The 18,208-nt window shown below is 68.8% G+C and carries 18 protein-coding genes and 1 tRNA gene; 11 read left to right on the top strand and 8 right to left on the bottom strand.

Annotation, left to right across the window (positions count from 1 at the left end):
- Positions 1-4 precede the first annotated feature (4 nt).
- From ITJ62_RS08995 to ITJ62_RS08970, 6 genes are all read left to right on the top strand, one after another.
- Positions 5-1,273 carry a glutamate-5-semialdehyde dehydrogenase gene (locus ITJ62_RS08995; RefSeq protein WP_194601132.1) on the top strand — a complete coding sequence of 423 codons (1,269 nt, stop codon included), beginning with the start codon at positions 5-7 and terminating at the stop codon, positions 1,271-1,273.
- A 49-nt stretch (positions 1,274-1,322) separates the two neighbouring features.
- Positions 1,323-1,532 carry a hypothetical protein gene (locus ITJ62_RS08990; RefSeq protein WP_064295593.1) on the top strand — a complete coding sequence of 70 codons (210 nt, stop codon included), beginning with the start codon at positions 1,323-1,325 and terminating at the stop codon, positions 1,530-1,532.
- Positions 1,483-2,160 carry a nicotinate-nucleotide adenylyltransferase gene (gene nadD, locus ITJ62_RS08985; protein ID WP_137241820.1) on the top strand — a complete coding sequence of 226 codons (678 nt, stop codon included), beginning with the start codon at positions 1,483-1,485 and terminating at the stop codon, positions 2,158-2,160. Before ITJ62_RS08990 ends, nadD begins: the two co-directional genes overlap by 50 nt.
- Positions 2,157-3,449: a hypothetical protein gene (locus ITJ62_RS08980; protein ID WP_194601129.1), complete on the top strand. Its 1,293-nt coding sequence runs from the start codon at positions 2,157-2,159 to the stop codon at positions 3,447-3,449. The genes nadD and ITJ62_RS08980 overlap by 4 nt, the downstream gene beginning before the upstream one ends.
- A gap of 55 nt (positions 3,450-3,504) precedes the next feature.
- On the top strand, positions 3,505-3,882 hold the full coding sequence (rsfS, locus tag ITJ62_RS08975; protein WP_079002329.1) for a ribosome silencing factor: 378 nt from the start codon (positions 3,505-3,507) through the stop codon (positions 3,880-3,882).
- Between the two features lie 107 nt (positions 3,883-3,989).
- Positions 3,990-4,062: transfer RNA gene (locus ITJ62_RS08970), tRNA-Ala, on the top strand.
- An 86-nt stretch (positions 4,063-4,148) separates the two neighbouring features.
- Here ITJ62_RS08970 and ITJ62_RS08965 read toward each other — a convergent pair.
- Positions 4,149-4,976, bottom strand: coding sequence for an aldo/keto reductase (locus tag ITJ62_RS08965; RefSeq protein WP_194601126.1), 828 nt, complete (start codon positions 4,974-4,976; stop codon positions 4,149-4,151).
- A 162-nt stretch (positions 4,977-5,138) separates the two neighbouring features.
- On the opposite strand from ITJ62_RS08965, the gene ITJ62_RS08960 reads away from it, so the two are divergent.
- Entirely contained in the window at positions 5,139-6,629 is a 1,491-nt protein-coding gene (locus ITJ62_RS08960; protein WP_194601123.1) for a DHA2 family efflux MFS transporter permease subunit, read from the top strand.
- A gap of 21 nt (positions 6,630-6,650) precedes the next feature.
- Here ITJ62_RS08960 and ITJ62_RS08955 read toward each other — a convergent pair whose 3' ends face one another.
- Genes ITJ62_RS08955 through ITJ62_RS08945 form a run of 3 tightly spaced genes read right to left on the bottom strand, consistent with a single transcriptional unit; the run spans position 6,651 to position 9,651 of the window.
- Positions 6,651-7,811 (bottom strand): NAD(P)/FAD-dependent oxidoreductase, encoded by a 1,161-nt coding sequence (locus tag ITJ62_RS08955; RefSeq protein WP_194601120.1) that lies wholly within the window; start codon positions 7,809-7,811, stop codon positions 6,651-6,653.
- On the bottom strand, positions 7,808-8,524 hold the full coding sequence (locus ITJ62_RS08950; protein WP_194601117.1) for a methyltransferase domain-containing protein: 717 nt from the start codon (positions 8,522-8,524) through the stop codon (positions 7,808-7,810). The genes ITJ62_RS08955 and ITJ62_RS08950 overlap by 4 nt, the downstream gene beginning before the upstream one ends.
- The gene (locus tag ITJ62_RS08945) at positions 8,524-9,651 is read right to left on the bottom strand and encodes a type III polyketide synthase (protein ID WP_194601114.1); all 1,128 of its coding nucleotides are present in this window, start codon (positions 9,649-9,651) and stop codon (positions 8,524-8,526) included. Before ITJ62_RS08945 ends, ITJ62_RS08950 begins: the two co-directional genes overlap by 1 nt.
- Before the next feature lie 55 nt (positions 9,652-9,706).
- Here ITJ62_RS08945 and ITJ62_RS08940 point away from each other — a divergent pair, with 55 nt between their 5' ends.
- A complete protein-coding gene (locus ITJ62_RS08940; protein WP_194601111.1) occupies positions 9,707-10,564 on the top strand; it encodes a UbiA family prenyltransferase in 858 nt (285 codons plus the stop codon).
- Between the two features lie 9 nt (positions 10,565-10,573).
- Here the strand turns inward: ITJ62_RS08940 and ITJ62_RS08935 are convergent, their stop codons facing one another.
- Complete coding sequence (locus ITJ62_RS08935; protein ID WP_085510704.1) at positions 10,574-11,743, bottom strand: lytic transglycosylase domain-containing protein; 1,170 nt, start codon at positions 11,741-11,743, stop codon at positions 10,574-10,576.
- 116 nt (positions 11,744-11,859) lie between these two features.
- On the opposite strand from ITJ62_RS08935, the gene ITJ62_RS08930 reads away from it, so the two are divergent.
- Together ITJ62_RS08930 and ITJ62_RS08925 are read left to right on the top strand one after the other, a co-directional pair.
- Positions 11,860-13,032, top strand: coding sequence for a glycoside hydrolase family 3 N-terminal domain-containing protein (locus tag ITJ62_RS08930; protein ID WP_194601108.1), 1,173 nt, complete (start codon positions 11,860-11,862; stop codon positions 13,030-13,032).
- Between the two features lie 105 nt (positions 13,033-13,137).
- Positions 13,138-13,692 (top strand): YceI family protein, encoded by a 555-nt coding sequence (locus ITJ62_RS08925; RefSeq protein WP_064295582.1) that lies wholly within the window; start codon positions 13,138-13,140, stop codon positions 13,690-13,692.
- Positions 13,693-13,754: 62 nt separating this feature from the next.
- Here ITJ62_RS08925 and ITJ62_RS08920 read toward each other — a convergent pair whose 3' ends face one another.
- The 3 genes from ITJ62_RS08920 to ITJ62_RS08910 form a co-directional block, all read right to left on the bottom strand.
- Positions 13,755-14,795, bottom strand: coding sequence for an aromatic acid exporter family protein (locus ITJ62_RS08920; protein ID WP_194601105.1), 1,041 nt, complete (start codon positions 14,793-14,795; stop codon positions 13,755-13,757).
- A gap of 8 nt (positions 14,796-14,803) precedes the next feature.
- Complete coding sequence (locus ITJ62_RS08915; RefSeq protein WP_194602451.1) at positions 14,804-15,769, bottom strand: App1 family protein; 966 nt, start codon at positions 15,767-15,769, stop codon at positions 14,804-14,806.
- A 133-nt stretch (positions 15,770-15,902) separates the two neighbouring features.
- Positions 15,903-16,583 carry a DedA family protein gene (locus ITJ62_RS08910; protein ID WP_137241811.1) on the bottom strand — a complete coding sequence of 227 codons (681 nt, stop codon included), beginning with the start codon at positions 16,581-16,583 and terminating at the stop codon, positions 15,903-15,905.
- Between the two features lie 201 nt (positions 16,584-16,784).
- Between ITJ62_RS08910 and ITJ62_RS08905 the strand changes: the two genes are divergently transcribed.
- Complete coding sequence (locus ITJ62_RS08905) at positions 16,785-18,206, top strand: cytochrome ubiquinol oxidase subunit I (RefSeq protein WP_079003899.1); 1,422 nt, start codon at positions 16,785-16,787, stop codon at positions 18,204-18,206.
- Positions 18,207-18,208: the final 2 nt, after the last annotated feature.

Here is an 18,208-nt window from a genome sequence, read left to right as displayed (position 1 = left end):
ACGCATGTCGTCGACAACCACCACCGTGCTGCCACTCGTGGATCGTCTCACTGCCGCGAAGCGTGCCTCCCGGGTCCTCGCCCAGGCGACCACCGCGCAGAAGAACCGCGCCCTCGAGGCCATCGCCGTCGCGATCGTCGAGGGTGCGGATGCGGTCATCGCCGCCAACGAGCGCGACCTCGTCGCGGGACGCGAGCAGGGCATCAGTGTCGGCCTGCAAGACCGTCTCCGCCTCGACCGGGGCCGGATCGACGGGCTCGCGGTGGCCGTCCGCGACGTCATCGCGATCGTCGACCCGGTCGGCCAGGTGGTCCGCGGGAGCAACACTCCGGACGGGGTGAAGCTCGAGCAGGTACGCGTCCCGTTCGGCGTGGTCGGCGCGATCTACGAGGCGCGCCCGAACGTCACGGTCGACATCGCCGCCCTCGCGATCAAGAGCGGCAACGCCGTGGTGCTCCGCGGCGGGTCAGCGGCGGAACACTCGAACGCGGTCCTCGTGGGGCTGCTGCGATCGGCACTCGAGTCCGTCGGCCTTCCGGGGGATGCGGTGCAGACCATCGACGAGTTCGGTCGCGACGGTGCGAAGCAGCTCATGAACGCCAGAGGCCTGATCGACGTCCTCATCCCGCGGGGGAGCGCGTCACTCATCGAAACGGTCGTCCGGGAGTCGACGGTCCCCGTGATCGAGACCGGTGCCGGCGTCGTCCACGTGTTCCTCGACGAGAGTGCCGAACTCGACTGGGCCGTCGACATCGTGCGCAACGCCAAGGTGCAGCGCCCATCGGTCTGCAACGCGCTCGAGACGATCCTCGTCCACCGCGCTGCGGCCGCGCGCCTGCTGCCCGCCGTGCTCGGCGACCTGCGCGAGCACGGGGTGCTCATCCACGCGGACGAACGTGCCAGCGAGGTCTTCGCCGACGTCGTGCCCGCCGTGGAGGAGGACTGGTCCACCGAGCACATGTCGCTCGAGCTCTCGGTGCGCGTGGTCGACGACCTCGACGCCGCGCTCGAGCACATCGATCGATACTCCACCGGACACACCGACGCGATCATCACGAACGACGTGGTGAACGCCGACCGGTTCCTCGCCGAGGTCGATTCGGCCGTCGTCATGGTCAACGCCTCGACCCGCTTCACCGATGGTGCCGAGTTCGGATTCGGCGCGGAGGTCGGGATCTCGACCCAGAAGCTCCATGCCCGCGGACCGATGGGGCTGCCGGAACTCACGAGTACGAAGTGGCTCGTGCGTGGTTCGGGCCACACCCGTCGGTAGTCGCTAGACTGGTACGGGCGTCACCAGGCGTCGCACAGAAGGAGAGATCATGTCGATTGCCGCGTCCGTATTGGCCACCGCCGTCCTGGCCGAGTCGGAGCACGCCGTCGAACTCGCCGCACCGACCTGGGTGTTCGGCGCGGTCGCCCTCGTGCTGTTCGCCATCCTCGGCGCCGTGACCTTCAGCTACCGCGACGTCGCCAACCGTCATGCCGACAAGGGCGAGTCGGCCTCCGCTCACGGCGAGCACGGCCACTAAGCTGTCCGGCGTGAGCGCGCCCGTCACCGAGACGAAGACCCGTCGTCCTCGGATCGGGGTCATGGGCGGGACGTTCGACCCGATCCACCACGGGCACCTCGTCGCCGCCTCGGAGGTCGCGCAGCACTTCGACCTCGATGAGGTCGTCTTCGTCCCGACGGGCATGCCGTACCGGAAGTCGGGCGTGAGTGATAGCGAGCACCGCTACCTCATGACGGTGATCGCCACCGCAGCGAACCCCCGCTTCACCGTCAGCCGGGTCGACATCGATCGAGCCGGACCGACGTACACGATCGACACGCTCCGCGATCTGCGGCGGAAGCGCCCCGATGCCGAGCTGTTCTTCATCACGGGTGCCGACGCGATCGCCCAGATCCTCAGTTGGAAAGACGTCAGAGAGGTCTGGGACCTCGCTCACTTCGTCGCTGTGAGTAGGCCGGGACACGATTTGAACGTTTCCGGATTACCACAGCACGACGTAAGCTTGTTGGAAGTTCCGGCCCTAGCGATATCGTCGACGGATTGCCGGAGCCGGGTGAGCAAAGGCTTTCCGGTCTGGTATCTGGTTCCCGACGGTGTCGTGCAGTACATCACCAAGCACCACCTGTATCGGAGTGAAGCCACATGACCGCGTTGCCAGAGGATGCGCCCCTGACCAGGCGACAGGCTCGAGCGAGCCAGCAGCCGTCGACGTCCGCTGACGAAGCGACACCGGACGCTGCTGCACCACGGACACGACGCGCGTCGACATCCGAACCCGTCGCCGGGGGAGCGATCCCCGAGCAGACCACGTCGCGCGACGAGAGCGCTCCAGCACCTGCGTCCACGTCACCCGCGCCGTCATCGAGCGCTCCGGCCTCGGGCGCACCGGCTCCGGCCCCGACCGGTGGACTCACGCGCCGTCAGTTGCGAGAACTCGAGCGCACCGGCTCGATCGAGCAGGTGGGCTCCCCGGCAGCGCCGGTCGCTCCTCCGGTCGAGCAGCCGGTCCCTTCGGTCGCCCTGCCGCCACGGACGCCCGATCAGGTGGTCGCACCGCCCCAGAAGCAGAACAAGGCGGCCCGTCAGCAGGCCGCGAAACTCGCGCAGCAGGAAGCGGACGCCAAGGCTGCCGCTGCAGCTGAGCAGGAACGTCGCGAAGCCGAGGCCACCAAGCAGGCCGAGCAGCGCCAGGCCGCCGAGCGCAAGGCCGAAGAACAGCAGGCCGCAGAACGCAAGGCGGCCGAACGCAAGGCGGCTGAACGCAAGGCCGCTGAGCGGGCCGCCGCCGACGAGCGCGCGGCCAAGGCCCGGTCCGCCGAGGCGCCGACGCCTCCCGCGACCCCCGCCGCTGCGGCGCCGGTGGCCACTGGTTCACTCTTCGACGTCTCGGACCGCGACGACATCTCCGAGGACCCCGCGTCGACCTTGTCGAAGGGGTTCGGGCGCGACTCCATGCTCGTCGCGGCACTCGAAGCGGAGAAGGCTTCGCAGGCCGACAACGAGGTCGCGTTCGAAGACCTCCTCGGAAGCGGCATGACGAGCACGGGGCAGATCACCACGAGCTCGCTCATCATCCCCGTCGCTCCGGCACAGGCCGAGGCGGGCGCCACGTCCAACTCCACGGGCGAGATCCTCATCACCGGAACCATCGATCTGCCCCGCGGACTGGGTTCCGCCGGTCAAGACCCGAACCACTTCGACGGTGCAGGGATCGACCGACTCATCGAGGGCGACGAGCTGCCGGCCTCGGTCACCGCAGCGTCCCCGGTCGCGGCCAGCCGCGCGGTCAGCAGCCACGGTTCCACCCGCGACGTCGTCCCGGCCACCACCAACCAGAGCAACAAGCTGCTGATGACGCTCGCGATCGCCGCCGCGGTACTCGCCGCCGGCGTGATCGCGGTGCTCATCATCGGTTTCTTCGGCGGAGCGTTCTAGCCCTGCCGGCATTCATCCGATCGCGCACCATGCGATCGCCAGAGGAGTACACCACATGACCCTGTCCGACACCACACTGGACGCCGTCCAGCTCGCAGCGACCGCAGCCGAGTCCAAGGGCGGCGAGGATCTCGTCGCGCTCGACGTCTCCGGTCCGTTGCCGTTCGTCGACGCCTTCCTCCTCGTCACCGGTCGGAGCGAGCGCAACGTCGTCGCCATCGCCGGCGAGGTCGAGGACCGCCTGAACGCGAGCGGCGTGAAGACGCTGCGACGCGAAGGCAAGTCCGAGGGGCGGTGGATCCTGCTCGACTTCGGTGAGGTCGTCGTCCACGTCTTCCACGAGGAGGAGCGGATGTACTACTCGCTGGAGCGTCTGTGGAAGGACTGCCCGGTGATTCCGCTGGTCTCGTCCGCACCACAGCCCGCGAACTGACCATCCCGTCGGTGCCGAGCACCGAAAGTGGTCACAACCGCTCTCAAGATGTAGTAACCTATTCAAGTTGCTTCCGCTGAAACAGCAGGGGCAAGCAAGTTGAATACGGGTCTGTGGCGCAGCTGGTAGCGCACCTGCATGGCATGCAGGGGGTCAGGGGTTCGAGTCCCCTCAGATCCACCCGAACACCGAGAAGTCCCCGTCAGCCGAACAGCTGACGGGGACTTCTGCGTTGGTACGACCCTGGGTTTGGCGGGACCCTGAGGTCAGTTCACCTCGTCAGGGTGGCTGCCGACGCGCTTGCCCGAGTCGAGGGCGTCGATGGACGCGATCTCGTCGGCGGACAGCTCGAAGCCGAAGACGTCGAAGTTCTGGGCGATGCGCTCGCGCGAGTTCGACTTCGGGAAGACGATGAGCCCGTTCTGCAGGTGCCACCGGATGACGACCTGCGCCGGCGTGACGCCGTGCGCCTCGGCTGCAGCGGAGACGGCCTGCTCGCCGAAGAGGTCGTACTTGCCCTGACCGAGCGGGCCCCAGGACTCGATGTGGATGCCGTGCTCGGCACCGAAGGCGCGCAGCTCACGCTGGGCGAACGCCGGGTGGAGTTCGATCTGGTTGACCGCAGGGACCGTCTCGGAACCAGCGATCAGCTTCTCGAGGTGCTCGACCTGGTGGTTCGACACGCCGATCGAACGCGCCTTGCCGGCCGCCTTGATCTCCTCGAGGGCGAGCCATGCTTCGAGGTAGTCGCCCTTGGCCGGGGTCGGCCAGTGGGTCAGGTACAGGTCGACGTGGTCGAGCCCGAGCTTGTCGAGGCTCTCGTCGATGGCGGTGTGCGCGGACGCCTTCTGGTGGCGGTCGTTCCAGAGCTTCGTGGTGATGAAGAGTTCGTCGCGGGGGATGCCCGACTTCGCGATGGCGGCGCCGACGCCCTCCTCGTTCTTGTAGATGGCCGCGGTGTCGATGTGGCGGTAGCCGACCTCGAGCGCGTCCGAGACGATGCGCTCAGCCTCCTGCGGGTCGACGAGGAAGACGCCGAAGCCGAGCTGAGGGATGGTGTGGCCGTCGTTCAGGGTGATGGTGGGAACTGTCATGTCCTCATGCTGGCACCGGAACCGTCCGTCCGGAACGGGTCTTCGCCCTGCGCGTAACCGGTCGACACGCATGGGAATACCATCGGCGACATGACGCTTGTGTTTCGAGAGGGCAGGCGTCTGCCCGCACGACGGCCGAGGCCTGAGAAGGATGACACCGCTATGACGACTGAAACCGTGCCGAATCCGACCGGTTCCGTCCCGACGACCGGGAAGCCCTCGGACGACCGCCTTCCACCCGGGTCGAAGCTCCTGATCGGGCTACTCCTCGTGTCGGCGTTCGTCGTCATCCTCAACGAGACGATCATGAGTGTCGCCCTGCCGCGGCTCATGGAGGACCTCGACATCACGGCGAGTTCCGCGCAGTGGCTGACCACCGGCTTCATGCTCACCATGGCCGTCGTGATCCCCGCGACCGGGTTCCTCCTGGAGCGGTTCTCCCTCCGGACGATGTTCATCACCGCGATGGTGCTGTTCAGCCTCGGTACGCTCATCGCCGCGCTGTCCCCGGGATTCGGCACCCTCCTGCTCGGTCGGGTCGTCCAGGCCAGCGGTACCGCCATCATGATGCCGCTGCTCATGACGACCGTGCTCAACGTCGTGCCGGTCTCGGCGCGCGGTCGGACGATGGGTGCGATCTCGATCGTCATCTCGGTCGCCCCGGCCGTCGGGCCGACCGTCTCCGGGCTCATCCTGAGCGTGCTCGACTGGCGCTGGATGTTCTGGATCGTCCTCCCCATCGCCGTCGCCTCGCTGGTCCTCGGTGCCGTCCTCGTGCGGAACGTGACGGAGCCGCGTCGGGTCCGCTTCGACGTGTTGTCGCTCGTCCTCTCCGCCTTCGCGTTCGGTGGCCTCATCTTCGGGCTCAGCAGCATCGGCGAGTCCGCCGAGGGACACGCGCTCATGCCCGTCTGGATCCCGCTCACGGTCGGTGTCCTCGCCCTGCTCGGCTTCGTCCTCCGCCAGCGCGCTCTCGCACGCGACGACCGGGCGTTCATGGACCTCCGCACCTTCGCGAACCGCTCGTTCTCCGTCTCGATCATCCTGGTCGCGATCGTCATGATGGCGTTGTTCGGCTCCCTGATCATCCTGCCGATCTACCTGCAGACCGTCCTCCAGGTCGACACCCTGACCACGGGCCTCATGCTGCTGCCGGGCGGCCTGACGATGGCCGCTCTCGCGCCGCTGGTCGGGTCGCTGTTCGACCGGTTCGGTCCACGTCCACTGGTGATCCCCGGGGCCTTCGCCGTGAGTGCTGCGCTCTGGCTGCTGACGATGCTCGGCGTCGACAGCGCCATCGTCATGATCATCGCCGTGCACGTGCTGCTGAGCGCCGGCCTCGCGTTCATGTTCACACCGCTCCTCACCTCGGCGCTCGGTTCACTGCGGCCCGAGCTCTACCCGCACGGCAGCGCCATCGTCGGCACGGTCCAGCAACTGGCCGGTGCAGCGGGCACGGCGTTGTTCATCACCATGATGTCGACCACCGCGGCGGCTCGTGCGGCGGCCGGGAGTTCCGCGGTCGGCGCGACGGCAGCCGGCGTGCAGGCTGCGTTCATGTGCGGCGCCGTGCTCTCGCTGCTCGCGATCGGTGCGTCGTTCCTCATCCGGCGGACGGACCAGGCTTCGACGGGCGTGCACGTCGGTCACTGAAACGCAGGACCTCCGACGGCGTCAGCGCAGCCAGCGCATCGTGTAGGCGTCGGCGAGGATCGGCATCGCAGGGCCGTCGAGTGCGGTTCGCAGCGCGAGGTCTCGGATCCCGACGAGCGGGCCGGGCAACGGACGCCCCAAGCGCATGTTGAGCTCCGCCTGCCATGAGGCCCGACGGACGGCGCGCTGCTGGCGGGAGACGGCCGCGGCCACGTCCCGCTGTGTCGAGAGATGCCCGGTGGTCATGCGGGCGATCAGTGGTGCGAACACCCGTGCGTCGGACCAGCCCAGGTTCATGCCCTGGCCGCCGATCGGGCTGATCTCGTGGGCGGCGTCGCCCAGATAGACGACCCGACCGTCGACGACGCGCTTCCGTCGTCGACGAAGCACGCCGAACGCGCTGAGCATGGTGTTCGTCGCCGGATCCACGTCGTCACCGGTGCGGTCGGCGACGAGGGACGCGAGGTCGGACGCGGTGGGTTCCGAACGGGCCGCGTCCTGATCGTCCGTGTACCCGGTGTGCACGACGTACCGTCGCATGCCCTGAGGGAGCGGGAACGACTCGACCACGCCTCGGTGGTGCAGGTGCACCCTGGCGATGGAACCGGCCCCGCTCCGATCCGCGACGTCGCCCATGACATACCGGTCCCGATATCGGTGCACGGGGCCCGGAGCCTGCATCCCGGCGACGGTGGCGCGTCCTCCTGCTGCGACGACCACGACGGCTGCGCGGATGCTCACCGTTCCATCGGCGTCTTCGCCGGACACGAGGACGCCCTCTTCGGCCGGAGTCAACCGCGTGCAGCTCGTCCCCGTCCGGAGCGATCCCGGCGCGACGGCTTCGAGTCGAGCACGGAGGATCCGTTCGGTCCGCCACTGCTCGAGCGCGGCGACGTAGGGGTGTGGGACGGGCCGATCACGGAACACGACCGTCCCGAGGCGTCGTCCGGCGTTCCAGGCTTCGCCCTGGTCGATCCGGACCGCGTCGCGGCGGATCTCGTCGAGGATGCCGAGCTCCTCGAACAGGTCGAGCGACGGCGGGTGGATCCCGATCGCCCGGGTGCCGGAGGGTGAGTCCGACCGTCGCTCCCAGACGGTCACGTCGACGCCGGCCTGAGCGAGGAGGATCGCTGACACGAGGCCGACCGGTCCGCCACCGATGACGAGCACCTCGGTGGTCATCGGCGGCCGTCCGCTGCCGACGGGACGATCTGTGAGAGCAGGAGTCGCATGGGGAACCGGCGCTCGACGATCCAGTCGTTCGGCACGACGCGCTGCAGCTCCTCCTGGCGATAGCTGCGACGGATCGATCGGAGCCCGTCGACGTGGAGGAAGGAGCGCCGTCGCCCTGCACGGGTGGCGAGACCGTAGACCGCGTACGCGAGTCGGTTGCGCTCGAGGTCGCTGTGTAGGACGAGTCGTCTGGCGATCCGCGAACTGTCGGCGAGCAGGCTCGACATGCCCTCGGGATCGAGGTGGTGGAGCACGTGGTTGGACAGGACGATGTCGGCCCGCTCGCCAGCGGCGACGAGGTCGTTGCTGTGCGCCGGACGGAAGATGACGGGGCCATCGGGATACCGGCGCCGGGCGAAGGCCACGGACCGCTCGTCTGGATCGATCCCGACGACCTGCACGGGGAGGTGGTCGGCCCTCGCCCAGTCGGCGATGGCCACGGCGACATCGCCGCCTCCGAAGCCGATGTCGAGGATCGTCGTGGTCCGGGAGTGGTGGAGGAGTGGACGGATGCGCGAGCGGTACAGACCACGCCAGCCCGAGACGAGCCGGTTCACCGTCGCGAACCTGGCGTAAGTCGCGTCCAGCAGCACGGGATCGCAGTCGGGATCGTCCATCAGTTCGAGGAGATCCGTCGCACGGCGGCCGAGGTCGGGCAGCATCAGGCTCGACCGGCCCGGAGCCGGAGCAGCGCGCTCTCGATCGTCAGTCCCGGACCGAAGGCGAGGGCGCACACCCGTTCATCGGCGTCGGCCGGCGCGCCGTCGAGCAGGCGCTGGAGGATGAACAGCACGGTCGCGCTCGACATGTTGCCGTACTCGCGGAGCACCGTGCGTGACGGAGCCAGCAGTTCGTCGTCGAGCCCGAATCCGCGCTGGACCCGGTCGAGGATGCTCCGGCCACCGGGATGGATCGCCCAGCGGTCGATCGATGAGACCGGGGCGTCGTCGGCTGCGGCGAGGAGTGGGCGGAGGGCGATCTCGAGGTGCTCGCCGATCAGCTTGGGCACGGCGCCGCTCAGGACCATCTCGAACCCGTGATCGCCGATCGTCCAGGCCATCTCCGTCTCGCCGTCCGGCACGAGCGCGGTGGACCAGCCGTCGAACTCGAGCACGGGCGCGGAGGATCCGGTGTCCCGACCGGTCACGACGGCAGCCGCGGCACCATCGGCGAACACCGAGGAACCGAGGATCACGTCGGGGTCGTCGGAGGAACGGAGGTGGATGGAGCAAAGCTCGATGCAGACCACGAGGACGACGGCGTCGGGGTCGGCTGTGCAGAACGCCTCTGCGGCGCGAAGGGCGGGGAACGCGGCGAAACACCCCTGGAACCCCAGGTGGTAGCGCTCCGTGCCCGGGTCGAGCCCGAGGTCGCGCACGAGGAGGTATTCCGGGCCGGGCGCGAAGAACCCGGTGCAGGAGGCGGTCACGACGTGGGTGACGTCCGCCGCCGACAGACCGGGGGCGGCGTCCAATGCCCGCCGTGCGGCTTCCAGGAGCAGCGGGGGAGCGTGCTCGATGTAGGCGTCGTTCCGCACGCCGGTGGGCGGGGAGAGCACCTGCCGCTGAGCCGCGTCGTAGAAGGCGGCCGTGGTCGTCTCGACCTCCTGGTCGAAGGCGTCGATGACGGTGTGCCTGGTGTCGATCGCGGACGCGTCGAACGCGGCGCCGATGAGACGTTGGGCGAGACGGCTCCGCCCGGGTTGGTCGCGGAACACATCCCTGATCTCGTCTTGATGAAGGATGGTCTGAGGAACGGCCACGCCGATCGCCCTCACGGAGACGGTCATGCTGCAGTGTAGCGCCGTAACCCGGGTGTCACCCTAAGCTGAGGCGGTGTTCTCCATGGCCCGCCGTCTGTTCGCGTCCTCGCATCCCGGGCCGACCGTCGCGGTGACCGTGCTCGCCGTCGTGCTCGGATCGGCCGTCGGCCTGCCACCCCTCCGGACGGCCCTGCTCGCCGTGGTGGTGTTCGTCGGACAACTCTCGATCGGCTGGTCCAACGACTGGCTCGACGCCAGACGCGATCGTCGCTCGGGACGACAGGACAAACCGGTCGCACGCGGCGACCTCAGCGTCTCGGCAGTCCGGGCGGCGGCGCTGCTGGCCGGTGCGGCGAGCATTCCGCTCTCGGCATCCCTCGGCTGGGCGTCGGCGGTCTCGCACCTGCTCTTCCTCGTCTGCGGTTGGGCCTACAACCTGGGCCTCAAGTCGACGGCCTGGTCGGTCGTCCCGTTCATCGTGGGGTTCGGCGCACTGCCCGCCGTGGTCACCTTCGCGGCTGTCCCGCCGATCGTGCCGGCCGCGTGGACGCTCGCCGTCGGTGGTCTGTTCGGCGTGGCGATCCACTTCACGAACGCCCTACCGGATCTCGAGGACGACTTGCAGACCGGCGTCCGCGGTCTGCCGCACCGGCTCGGCGCGCGGACCGCTGGTCGGACGGCCTTCGTCGCCCTCGGCGTCTCAGGTATGGTCGCCGTCCTCGGACAGAGCGGGATCTTCGTGGGCAGGCCCATCGCACCGCCGATCGTCGGGGTGCTGGGCGCGGTCGGCGTCCTCGCGCTCGTCGTGTGGGGGCTCGTGCTCGTCGGAACCCGAGCGCCGGACCGTCTGCTGTTCCGACTGATCATCGGAGCCGCCCTGCTCGTGACCGTGGTGCTGGCGGTGGCCGGGACAAACCTCGGAGTCGCCGACGTCGGGTGAGACGGGGCGTCAGTACCAGTTGGTCGCTTCGGAGTGCGCCCATGCGCCGCAGGGGGAGCCGTAGCGGCTGTCGATGTAGTTCAGGCCCCAGTTGATCTGCGTCGCCGCATTGGTTCGCCAGTCGTCGCCGGAGCTCGCCATCTTGCTCCCGGGCAGGGACTGCGGGATACCGTAGGCGCCGCTGGACTCGTTGTAGGCGTTGACGCGCCAGCTCGACTCCCGGGTCCACAGCTGCAGCAGGCACTGGAACTCTCCGCTACCCCAGCCGTAGGCGCCGATCGCGGACTGTGCGTACGCCTTCGCTCCGGCCGGGTCGGCCGCGAGGTCCGGCGGCGGGGCGCTCGTGGATCCCTCGCCACCGGTGGCCTCGTTGCGTCGCTGCTCTTCTGCGGCGATCGCCTCCTGGCTCTGCGCGTAGGCCTGTTCGACCGCCGCGGTGGTGTTCTTGAGGACGGCGAGCTGCTGGTACAACCGGTCGCGGTTGGCCTGCTGCTCGGCGACCGCCGCATCGGCGGCATCGCTCGCGGACTGCGCCGTCTCGTAGCTGGCATCAGCCGCCTCCGAGAGTCGCTGACGTTCGGTTTCGGCCGCCGTCGCCTGCTCAGCGAGCGCGGTCGCCGTGTTGCTCGCGGCGGTCGCGGACGCGAGGTCTTGAGCCGAGGTCTCGCTCAGCTTGCTGATCGCGCTGAGCTTGGACAGGAGGTCGTCGTCGGCTGCACCGGAGAGGACGAGAGAGAGCGTCGGATCGACGCCGCCGGTGCGGGTCATCTGCGCGATGACCGCTCCGGCCTGACGCTTGCTCGATGCCGCTGCCGACGCTGCGGCGGTCGCCTGCGCACTGATCGTGTCCGCGACGGCGGCCTGCGCGTCGAACGCCGCCTTGGCCTCACCGGCCGCCGCACCCTGGCGGACGGCTTCGTCGCCGAGCCGGGCGGATTCGTCGCGCAGTCCGTCGAGGAGGGACACGATCCGGTCGGCTTCGGCCTGAGCGGTCGATTCGTTCGCCTTTGCCGCCTGGACGTCGTCCCAGCTCGGGTAGTCGGCGGTCCGGAATGATGTGGGGGTCACGGCGGCCGCCGGGCTTGCGACCGACACCGCGATGACGAGCGCGGCTCCGAGGGCGGCGGCTCGCGAGACGCCCCTCGAGCGGGGCGAGAGGGCTGTCAGCGGCTTGCGCATGCGTCCATCCTGGCGGTCACCCACGCAAGTGTAGCCGCCGATGTCACATTCGTCACTCCTGCCACACCGGGAGCGACGCCCAGCCTGCGTGGAAGATCCGAGCCTAGAGTGGGTCGGTGCAGCTGGGACGACGAGGGTTTCTCGCAGTCGGCGCCTCGATGGCGGCGGGTGCCGTCCTCGGCCTGTCCGGGTGCACCGGGCCAGGATCCTCGAAGCCCTCGGAACGTCCCACGAGCACGGCTCCGGATGCCGCCGACCAGCGTGCGGCCGCCGAACTCGCCGCGATGACCCTCGAACAGCGGATCGCATCCATGCTGATGCTCCACGCTCCAGGCACCGACCCGGGCACCCTCCGGGCGTTCGTCGAGCGGTATCAGCCGGGCGGGTTCATCATCATGGGCGACAACGTGCCGGGCCTCGCAGGGCTGCCCGCGGTGACGAGCGCCCTCAGCCCCGACCCGACCATGCCGCTGCTCATCGGCATCGACCAGGAGGGCGGCGATGTGCGGCGCATCGACGAGGACGTCTTCGCCGCAGCCGACACCCTGAAGTCGCAACCGCCCGCTGCGAGCGAGGAGGCGTTCCGCCAACGAGCGGCCATGCTGGCCGATGCGGGCTGCACCGTGAACTTCGGCATCGTCGCGGACGAGACCGCCGATCCGAGCTCCTTCATCTACGACCGTGCCCTCGGGACGACGCCGGACGCGTCGGCGGAGCGGGTGGCCGCGGCCGTCCACGGTGAGCGGGGTGCGGTGCTCAGCACCCTGAAGCACTTCCCTGGCCATGGACAGGCGCCGGGGGATTCCCACTCGACGGTCCCGACGACGGCCATCGGTGCCGCGGACTGGGCTGCGACCGATGCCCTGCCGTTCGTCGCCGGTATCGACGCCGGGGCCGAGGTCGTGATGTTCGGCCATCTGGTCTACTCGGCTGTCGACGCTGCACCGGCGACGCTGTCGGCGGTCTGGCACGAGCGCCTCCGGAACGACCTCGGCTTCACCGGCATCACGATCACCGATGACATGCTCATGCTGCAGCACACGGGTCTGCCGGAGTATCAGGACCCCTCGGAGAACGCGATCCGCGCCGTGGCCGCCGGCAACACGATGCTGCTCTACGTCCTCGGGGCGGACCCGTCGTCGACCGGTGTCGACCCGGCCGTGCTCGTGGCCGACATCGCCGCCGCGGTCCGGTCCGCCAGGATTCCGGAGTCGACGGTCGCCGAGGCGGCGCACCAGCTCCTCCGCGCCCGACTCGGCGTCGCGTCCATGCGGCCGATGTCGCGCTGATGTCGGTGAGGAGAATTTCTCGGGGATGCGGGAATAGCTCTCAGGTCCGTGCGTTTGAATAGAACGTGGCGCGAGCGCGCCGCACATCGACGCAAGGAGTACCGCATGACCGACACCCTGACGATTCCCGGCTACAAGGTTGGCACCTGGGAGGTCGACACCACGCACAGCGAGGTCGGCTTCAGCATCCGCCACATCATGGTCTCGAAGGTCAAGGGCAAGTTCGAGCGCTTCAACGCGACGTTCGTCACGCCGGAGAACCCCCTCGAGACGAAGGTCACCGCGTCCGCCGAGGTCGCATCGATCAACACGAACCAGCCCGACCGCGACGGTCACCTCCGCACCGGCGACTTCTTCGACGCCGAGACCTACCCGACGATCGACTTCGTCTCGACCGGCGCCCGCGCCAAGGGCGACGACTTCCTCGTGGACGGCGACCTCACGATCAAGGGCGTGACCAAGCCCGTCACCTTCACCGTCGAGTTCGGCGGCTTCGCGACCGACCCCTACGGCAACTACAAGTTCGGCGCCACGGCGACCACCAAGATCAACCGCGAGGACTTCGGCCTCACCTACAACGCGGCGCTCGAGACCGGCGGCGTGCTGCTCGGCAACGACGTCACGATCACCATCGAACTGCAGGCCGCGCACCAGGCGTAGTCCCAGGACCTCGAAGGGCCGGTGGAGCATCGCTCCACCGGCCCTTCGTGTATCCGGCCGACTCAGGTCGGCTCGCCGACGATCTCGTCGCGCACGCGACGGAGGTCCTCCATGAGCGATCCGATGAGGATCCAGTGCTGGGGGTGCGGGCGGGCGATCACGAGGGGAGCGGTCAGCGCCGGGATCTCCGCGGTCTCGGTCGGCGGCTCGTCGGACGCGGCACGATCGTTCACGAGCAGCCTGAGGTCGTGGGCCGCCCGTGCGAGCTCGACAGCGATGTCCGCCACCGTCGGCTCCTCGTGCAGGGTCGGGTCGTCGTGGTCGTGCACCGAACGCGCCATGCCGAGCGTCCGCGTGACGACCGGCTCGAGTCGACGCAGCAGCAGGCGCTGCCGGTCGAGCTCGTCACGGTGCCTCGACCGACGGGGGTTGAGCAGCAGGCTGTCATCGCCTTCCTTCACCGCCGCGATCGCCCGGTCCCGCAGGGGCTTCAGCGCCCGAGCCTCCTGGAGCAGCGCCACCAGCTCCGCGTCCGAGTTCGCACGCGTGAGTGACGTGGCGAGATGATCCAGGGTGTCGGCGCACGCGAGCGCGAGGGTGGTCACCGCCGCCTTGGCCGGACCGAGGAGGACCGGTGCGACGAGGACGACGTTGACGAGGAGCCCGATGCCCGCGCCGAGCACGGTCTCGACGATCCGCGCGACCGCGTAGTCCGGGGTCGCCGCGCCGATCGACAGCACCAGCATCGCGCTGATCGGGATCTGGTTCGCGGATCCGGGCCCGAGGCGGAGGACCCATCCGAGCAGGATGGAGATGACGATGGCCAGGAGCACGATCCAGGCGGAGTGTCCGAAGACGATCCCGATGGCCGTCGCGAGGATGACGCCGGTGATGACCCCGAGGCTGCGCTCGAGCGCCTTCCCGAACGACTGGTTGACGCTCGGCTGCACCACGAGGATCGCCGCGATGGCCGCGAAGACCGGGAGCTGGCCCGGGATGATCGTGATCGCGACGATCCAGGACGCGACGGCGGCCAGCGCCGTCTTCAGCACCTGGAGCAGGGGCAGCCGCGATCTGGTGCGCAGGACGGGGACGACGGACATCGGTGCCGTCAGAGCTTGTCGTGGAGCTGGTCGAGCAGTTCCGCGCCGTTCCCCGCGTAGACCCAGGGGGCGCCCGCGTGCTGGGCGCCGACCTTCGAGCGTCCACCGGCGAGTACCGCCTCACCGGGGGAGAGCTGGCGGATCGCCACGGCGGCGACGCGGTCGGGGTGGCGCTCCTCGAAGCTCCGGTAGAGGGCTTCGTCGTGCTGTCCGTCGTCGCCGACGAGGAGCCACCGCAGACGCGGGAAGTCCTCGGCGAACCGGTCGAGGTTGTTCCGCTTGTGCTCGCGACCGCTGCGGAAGAAGCGGTCGTGCGTCGGACCCCAGTCGGTGAGGAGGAGGGCGCCGGCGGGGTAGAGGTTGCGCGAGAGGAACCGGGTCAGCGTCGGCGCGACGTTCCAGGCACCGGTGGAGAGGTAGATGATCGGGGAGCCCGGGTGCTCGCGGGCCGTGCGCTCGAGGAAGACCGCCATGCCGGGCACCGGTGTCCTGGCGTGCTCGTCGAGGACGAAGGTGTTCCAGGCCGCGACGAGCGGGCGGGGGAGCGCCGTCACCATCACCGTGTCGTCGATGTCGGACACGATGCCGAACTCGATGTCGTCGGCGACGATGAAGACCGGGGCTTCGACCGGGTCGCTGCCCTCCGAGCTCAGTCTGAGGGTGTGCCAGCCGGGGGTGAGCGAGACCTGGACCACCGCGTCGACCACGCCACCTCGGTCGCCCGTGACCGTGTGACGCTGCCCGTCGACCTCCACCTCGACCGTCGGGTCGGCGATGCTCAGCGCGAAGAAGCTCTTCCAGCCGCGCACCTTCTGCTGCGGTTGGACGGTGGTCTTGCCCGGTTCCGCCAGGACGACCCTGGCCAGGACACGGATCCAGGACGTCGATCCGTAGCCGGTGAAGGGGATGACCGCCGCCTCGCGTCCGTGCCGCCTCGCACGACGCTGGCGGCGCAACTGGACGGCGTCCTCCATCCGTGCGGCGAAGTGCCGGATCTGCTCGGCGGCGTCGGAGGAGGCCGTTGGACGATCGTCGGATGCCTTCACCCGTTCAGTCTGTCATGCCGGTGCGTCCGGCCCGCCGTCTCGCGGCGATGACGGTCGTCTGCTACTGGGGCGTCGAGCCGTCGTCGGGTGGTGTCGCGTCCTCCTGGGCCAGCATGTGTCGCTCCTCGCTCCGCTGGAGGAGTCGCTTCACGACGAGGACCACGACGGCGAAGACGACGATGATGCCGACGAAGACGTAGCCCGCCCAATGGAGGCGGTCCGACAGCTCGCGATAGCTGCCCGCAGCCAGTGCGCCGACGGAGACGTAGGCCGAGGACCAGATGACGCAGGCGGGCAGCGTCCAGGAGATGAAACGTCGGTAGCTCATCGTGCTCATCCCGACCGTGAGGGGGATGAGCGAGTGCAGAACCGGGAGGAATCGCGAGATGAAGACGGCGATGCCACCCCGCCGGTCGAGGTAGCGCTCGGCACGGGCCCAGTGCCGCTCGCCGATCCGTCGGCCGAGTCTGCTGGCACGGATGCGCGGGCCGAACCAGCGGCCGAGCGCGAAGCCGACCGACTCGCCGATGAGCGCGCCGGTGATGACGACGAGGATCATCGAGATCCATTGGACGGGTCCGACGACGGCGGTGCTCGCGACGATGACGACCGTGTCGCCCGGGACGACGAGGCCGACGAGGACCGAGGTCTCGAGCATGATGCCGACGCCGGCGAGGATCGTGCGCGTCACGGGGTCGACGCTCTGCACCAGGTCGAGCAGCCAGCCGAGCACGTCGTTCACGGCTCAGAGCCTACTGCCGTGGATGTGCGAGCGGCTCGGAAACCCCTGTTAGGACACCCTTGGATGTGTGGTCTGACCACAGGCGAGAAGTCCTGTACGATTGGTTTCGACGACATGGATCGAAGCCACGGGGATGACCACCCCGAACGGGCCGCACCTGCGCCGCCTTCCCTGGATGCCGCGAAAAATGGAGTGTTCATCGTGAACGACCTTCTCGACCCGCTACTGCTGTCCCGATGGCAGTTCGGCCTCACCACCGTCTACCACTTCATCTTCGTGCCGCTCACCATCGGCATGGCGGTGACGGTCGCCGGGTTCCAGACCGCCTGGGTCCGGACCGGCAAGCTGCACTACCTGCAGCTCACCCGATTCTTCGGGAAGATCTTCCTCATCAACTTCGCCATGGGCGTCGTGACGGGCATCGTCCAGGAGTTCCAGTTCGGCATGAACTGGTCCACCTACTCCAGGTTCGTCGGCGACGTCTTCGGCGCCCCGCTCGCACTCGAGGGCTTGCTCGCGTTCTTCCTCGAGGCGACGTTCATCGGACTCTGGATCTTCGGCTGGGACAAGCTGTCACCGAAGCTCCACCTCGCCACCATCTGGATCGTGGCGCTCGGCACCGTGCTGTCGGCCTACTTCATCATCGCCGCGAACGCCTTCATGCAGAACCCGGTCGCCTTCCGGATCAACGAGGAGCGCGGCCGCGCCGAGCTCACGAACATCTGGGAGCTGCTGACCAACAAGGTCGCCCTGGCCGCCTTCCCGCACACGATCTTCGCGTGCTTCATGGTCTCCGCAGCCGTCATCATCACCGCCGCCGCCTGGCACCTCGCCCGGGGCCAGCACGTCGAGGCGATGCGCCCGGCGCTCAAGGTCGGTGCGTGGAGCATGCTCCTCGCGGGAGGTGCCACCATGCTCGCCGGCGACCAGCTCAGCCTGGCCATGGTCGAGACCCAGCCGATGAAGATGGCCGCTGCGGAGGCGATGTACAACACGGCGAGCGGTGCCGACGCCTCGTTCTCGATCTTCACCCTCGGCACACCCGACGGCGTCCACGAGCTCTTCTCGATCCGCATCCCGTACCTCCTGTCGTTCCTCTCGACCCACACCTTCGACGGCACGGTGGAGGGCATCAACGACCTGCAGGCGCAGTACACCCAGCTCTACGGACCGGGCGACTACTCGCCCGTCATCTGGGTCACCTACTGGGCGTTCCGCTGGATGATCGGCCTCGGCCTCGCCTCGATGCTCGTCGCGGCCGCCGGTCTCTGGTTCACCCGCAAGGGCCGCGAGCCGAAGCGCTGGATGTGGCGCGTCGCGGTCTGGGCCGTCCCGATGCCGTTCCTCGCCATGACCATGGGCTGGGTCTTCACCGAGATGGGCCGCCAGCCGTGGATCGTCTTCAGCCTGTTGAAGACGGAGGACGCGGTCTCGCCGAACACCACCGGCCTCGACGTCCTGATCTCGTTGATCGCCTTCACCGTCGTCTACGGGTCGCTGCTCGTCGTCGAGTTCGGCCTCTTGAAGAAGACGATCAAGGCCGGGCCCGACCCGATCGAGCTGTCCGAACCCGACGAGGACGGCGTGCAGAAGCCCGCCGCCCCCGCGACCACGGTCTACTAGGA

It is taken from the genome of Plantibacter sp. VKM Ac-2876 (assembly GCF_015350715.1).
GTDB classification, from domain to species: domain Bacteria; phylum Actinomycetota; class Actinomycetes; order Actinomycetales; family Microbacteriaceae; genus Plantibacter; species Plantibacter auratus.
This window is presented reverse-complemented; position numbering and strand designations above follow the sequence as displayed.

What these genes read in the sequence shown, in the direction of transcription:
- ITJ62_RS08940 (WP_194601111.1), top strand. Translation starts at nt 9,707, where the DNA reads ATGGCCCGCCGTCTGTTCGCGTCCTCGCATCCCGGGCCGACCGTCGCG.
- ITJ62_RS08980 (WP_194601129.1), top strand. Translation starts at nt 2,157, where the DNA reads ATGACCGCGTTGCCAGAGGATGCGCCCCTGACCAGGCGACAGGCTCGA.
- ITJ62_RS08945 (WP_194601114.1), bottom strand. Translation starts at nt 9,651, where the DNA reads ATGACCGTCTCCGTGAGGGCGATCGGCGTGGCCGTTCCTCAGACCATC.
- nadD (WP_137241820.1), top strand. Translation starts at nt 1,483, where the DNA reads ATGCCGACAAGGGCGAGTCGGCCTCCGCTCACGGCGAGCACGGCCACT.
- ITJ62_RS08955 (WP_194601120.1), bottom strand. Translation starts at nt 7,811, where the DNA reads ATGACCACCGAGGTGCTCGTCATCGGTGGCGGACCGGTCGGCCTCGTG.
- ITJ62_RS08925 (WP_064295582.1), top strand. Translation starts at nt 13,138, where the DNA reads ATGACCGACACCCTGACGATTCCCGGCTACAAGGTTGGCACCTGGGAG.
- ITJ62_RS08920 (WP_194601105.1), bottom strand. Translation starts at nt 14,795, where the DNA reads ATGTCCGTCGTCCCCGTCCTGCGCACCAGATCGCGGCTGCCCCTGCTC.
- ITJ62_RS08965 (WP_194601126.1), bottom strand. Translation starts at nt 4,976, where the DNA reads ATGACAGTTCCCACCATCACCCTGAACGACGGCCACACCATCCCTCAG.
- ITJ62_RS08935 (WP_085510704.1), bottom strand. Translation starts at nt 11,743, where the DNA reads ATGCGCAAGCCGCTGACAGCCCTCTCGCCCCGCTCGAGGGGCGTCTCG.
- ITJ62_RS08990 (WP_064295593.1), top strand. Translation starts at nt 1,323, where the DNA reads ATGTCGATTGCCGCGTCCGTATTGGCCACCGCCGTCCTGGCCGAGTCG.
- ITJ62_RS08950 (WP_194601117.1), bottom strand. Translation starts at nt 8,524, where the DNA reads ATGCTGCCCGACCTCGGCCGCCGTGCGACGGATCTCCTCGAACTGATG.
- ITJ62_RS08960 (WP_194601123.1), top strand. Translation starts at nt 5,139, where the DNA reads ATGACGACTGAAACCGTGCCGAATCCGACCGGTTCCGTCCCGACGACC.
- ITJ62_RS08915 (WP_194602451.1), bottom strand. Translation starts at nt 15,769, where the DNA reads ATGGAGGACGCCGTCCAGTTGCGCCGCCAGCGTCGTGCGAGGCGGCAC.
- ITJ62_RS08995 (WP_194601132.1), top strand. Translation starts at nt 5, where the DNA reads ATGTCGTCGACAACCACCACCGTGCTGCCACTCGTGGATCGTCTCACT.
- rsfS (WP_079002329.1), top strand. Translation starts at nt 3,505, where the DNA reads ATGACCCTGTCCGACACCACACTGGACGCCGTCCAGCTCGCAGCGACC.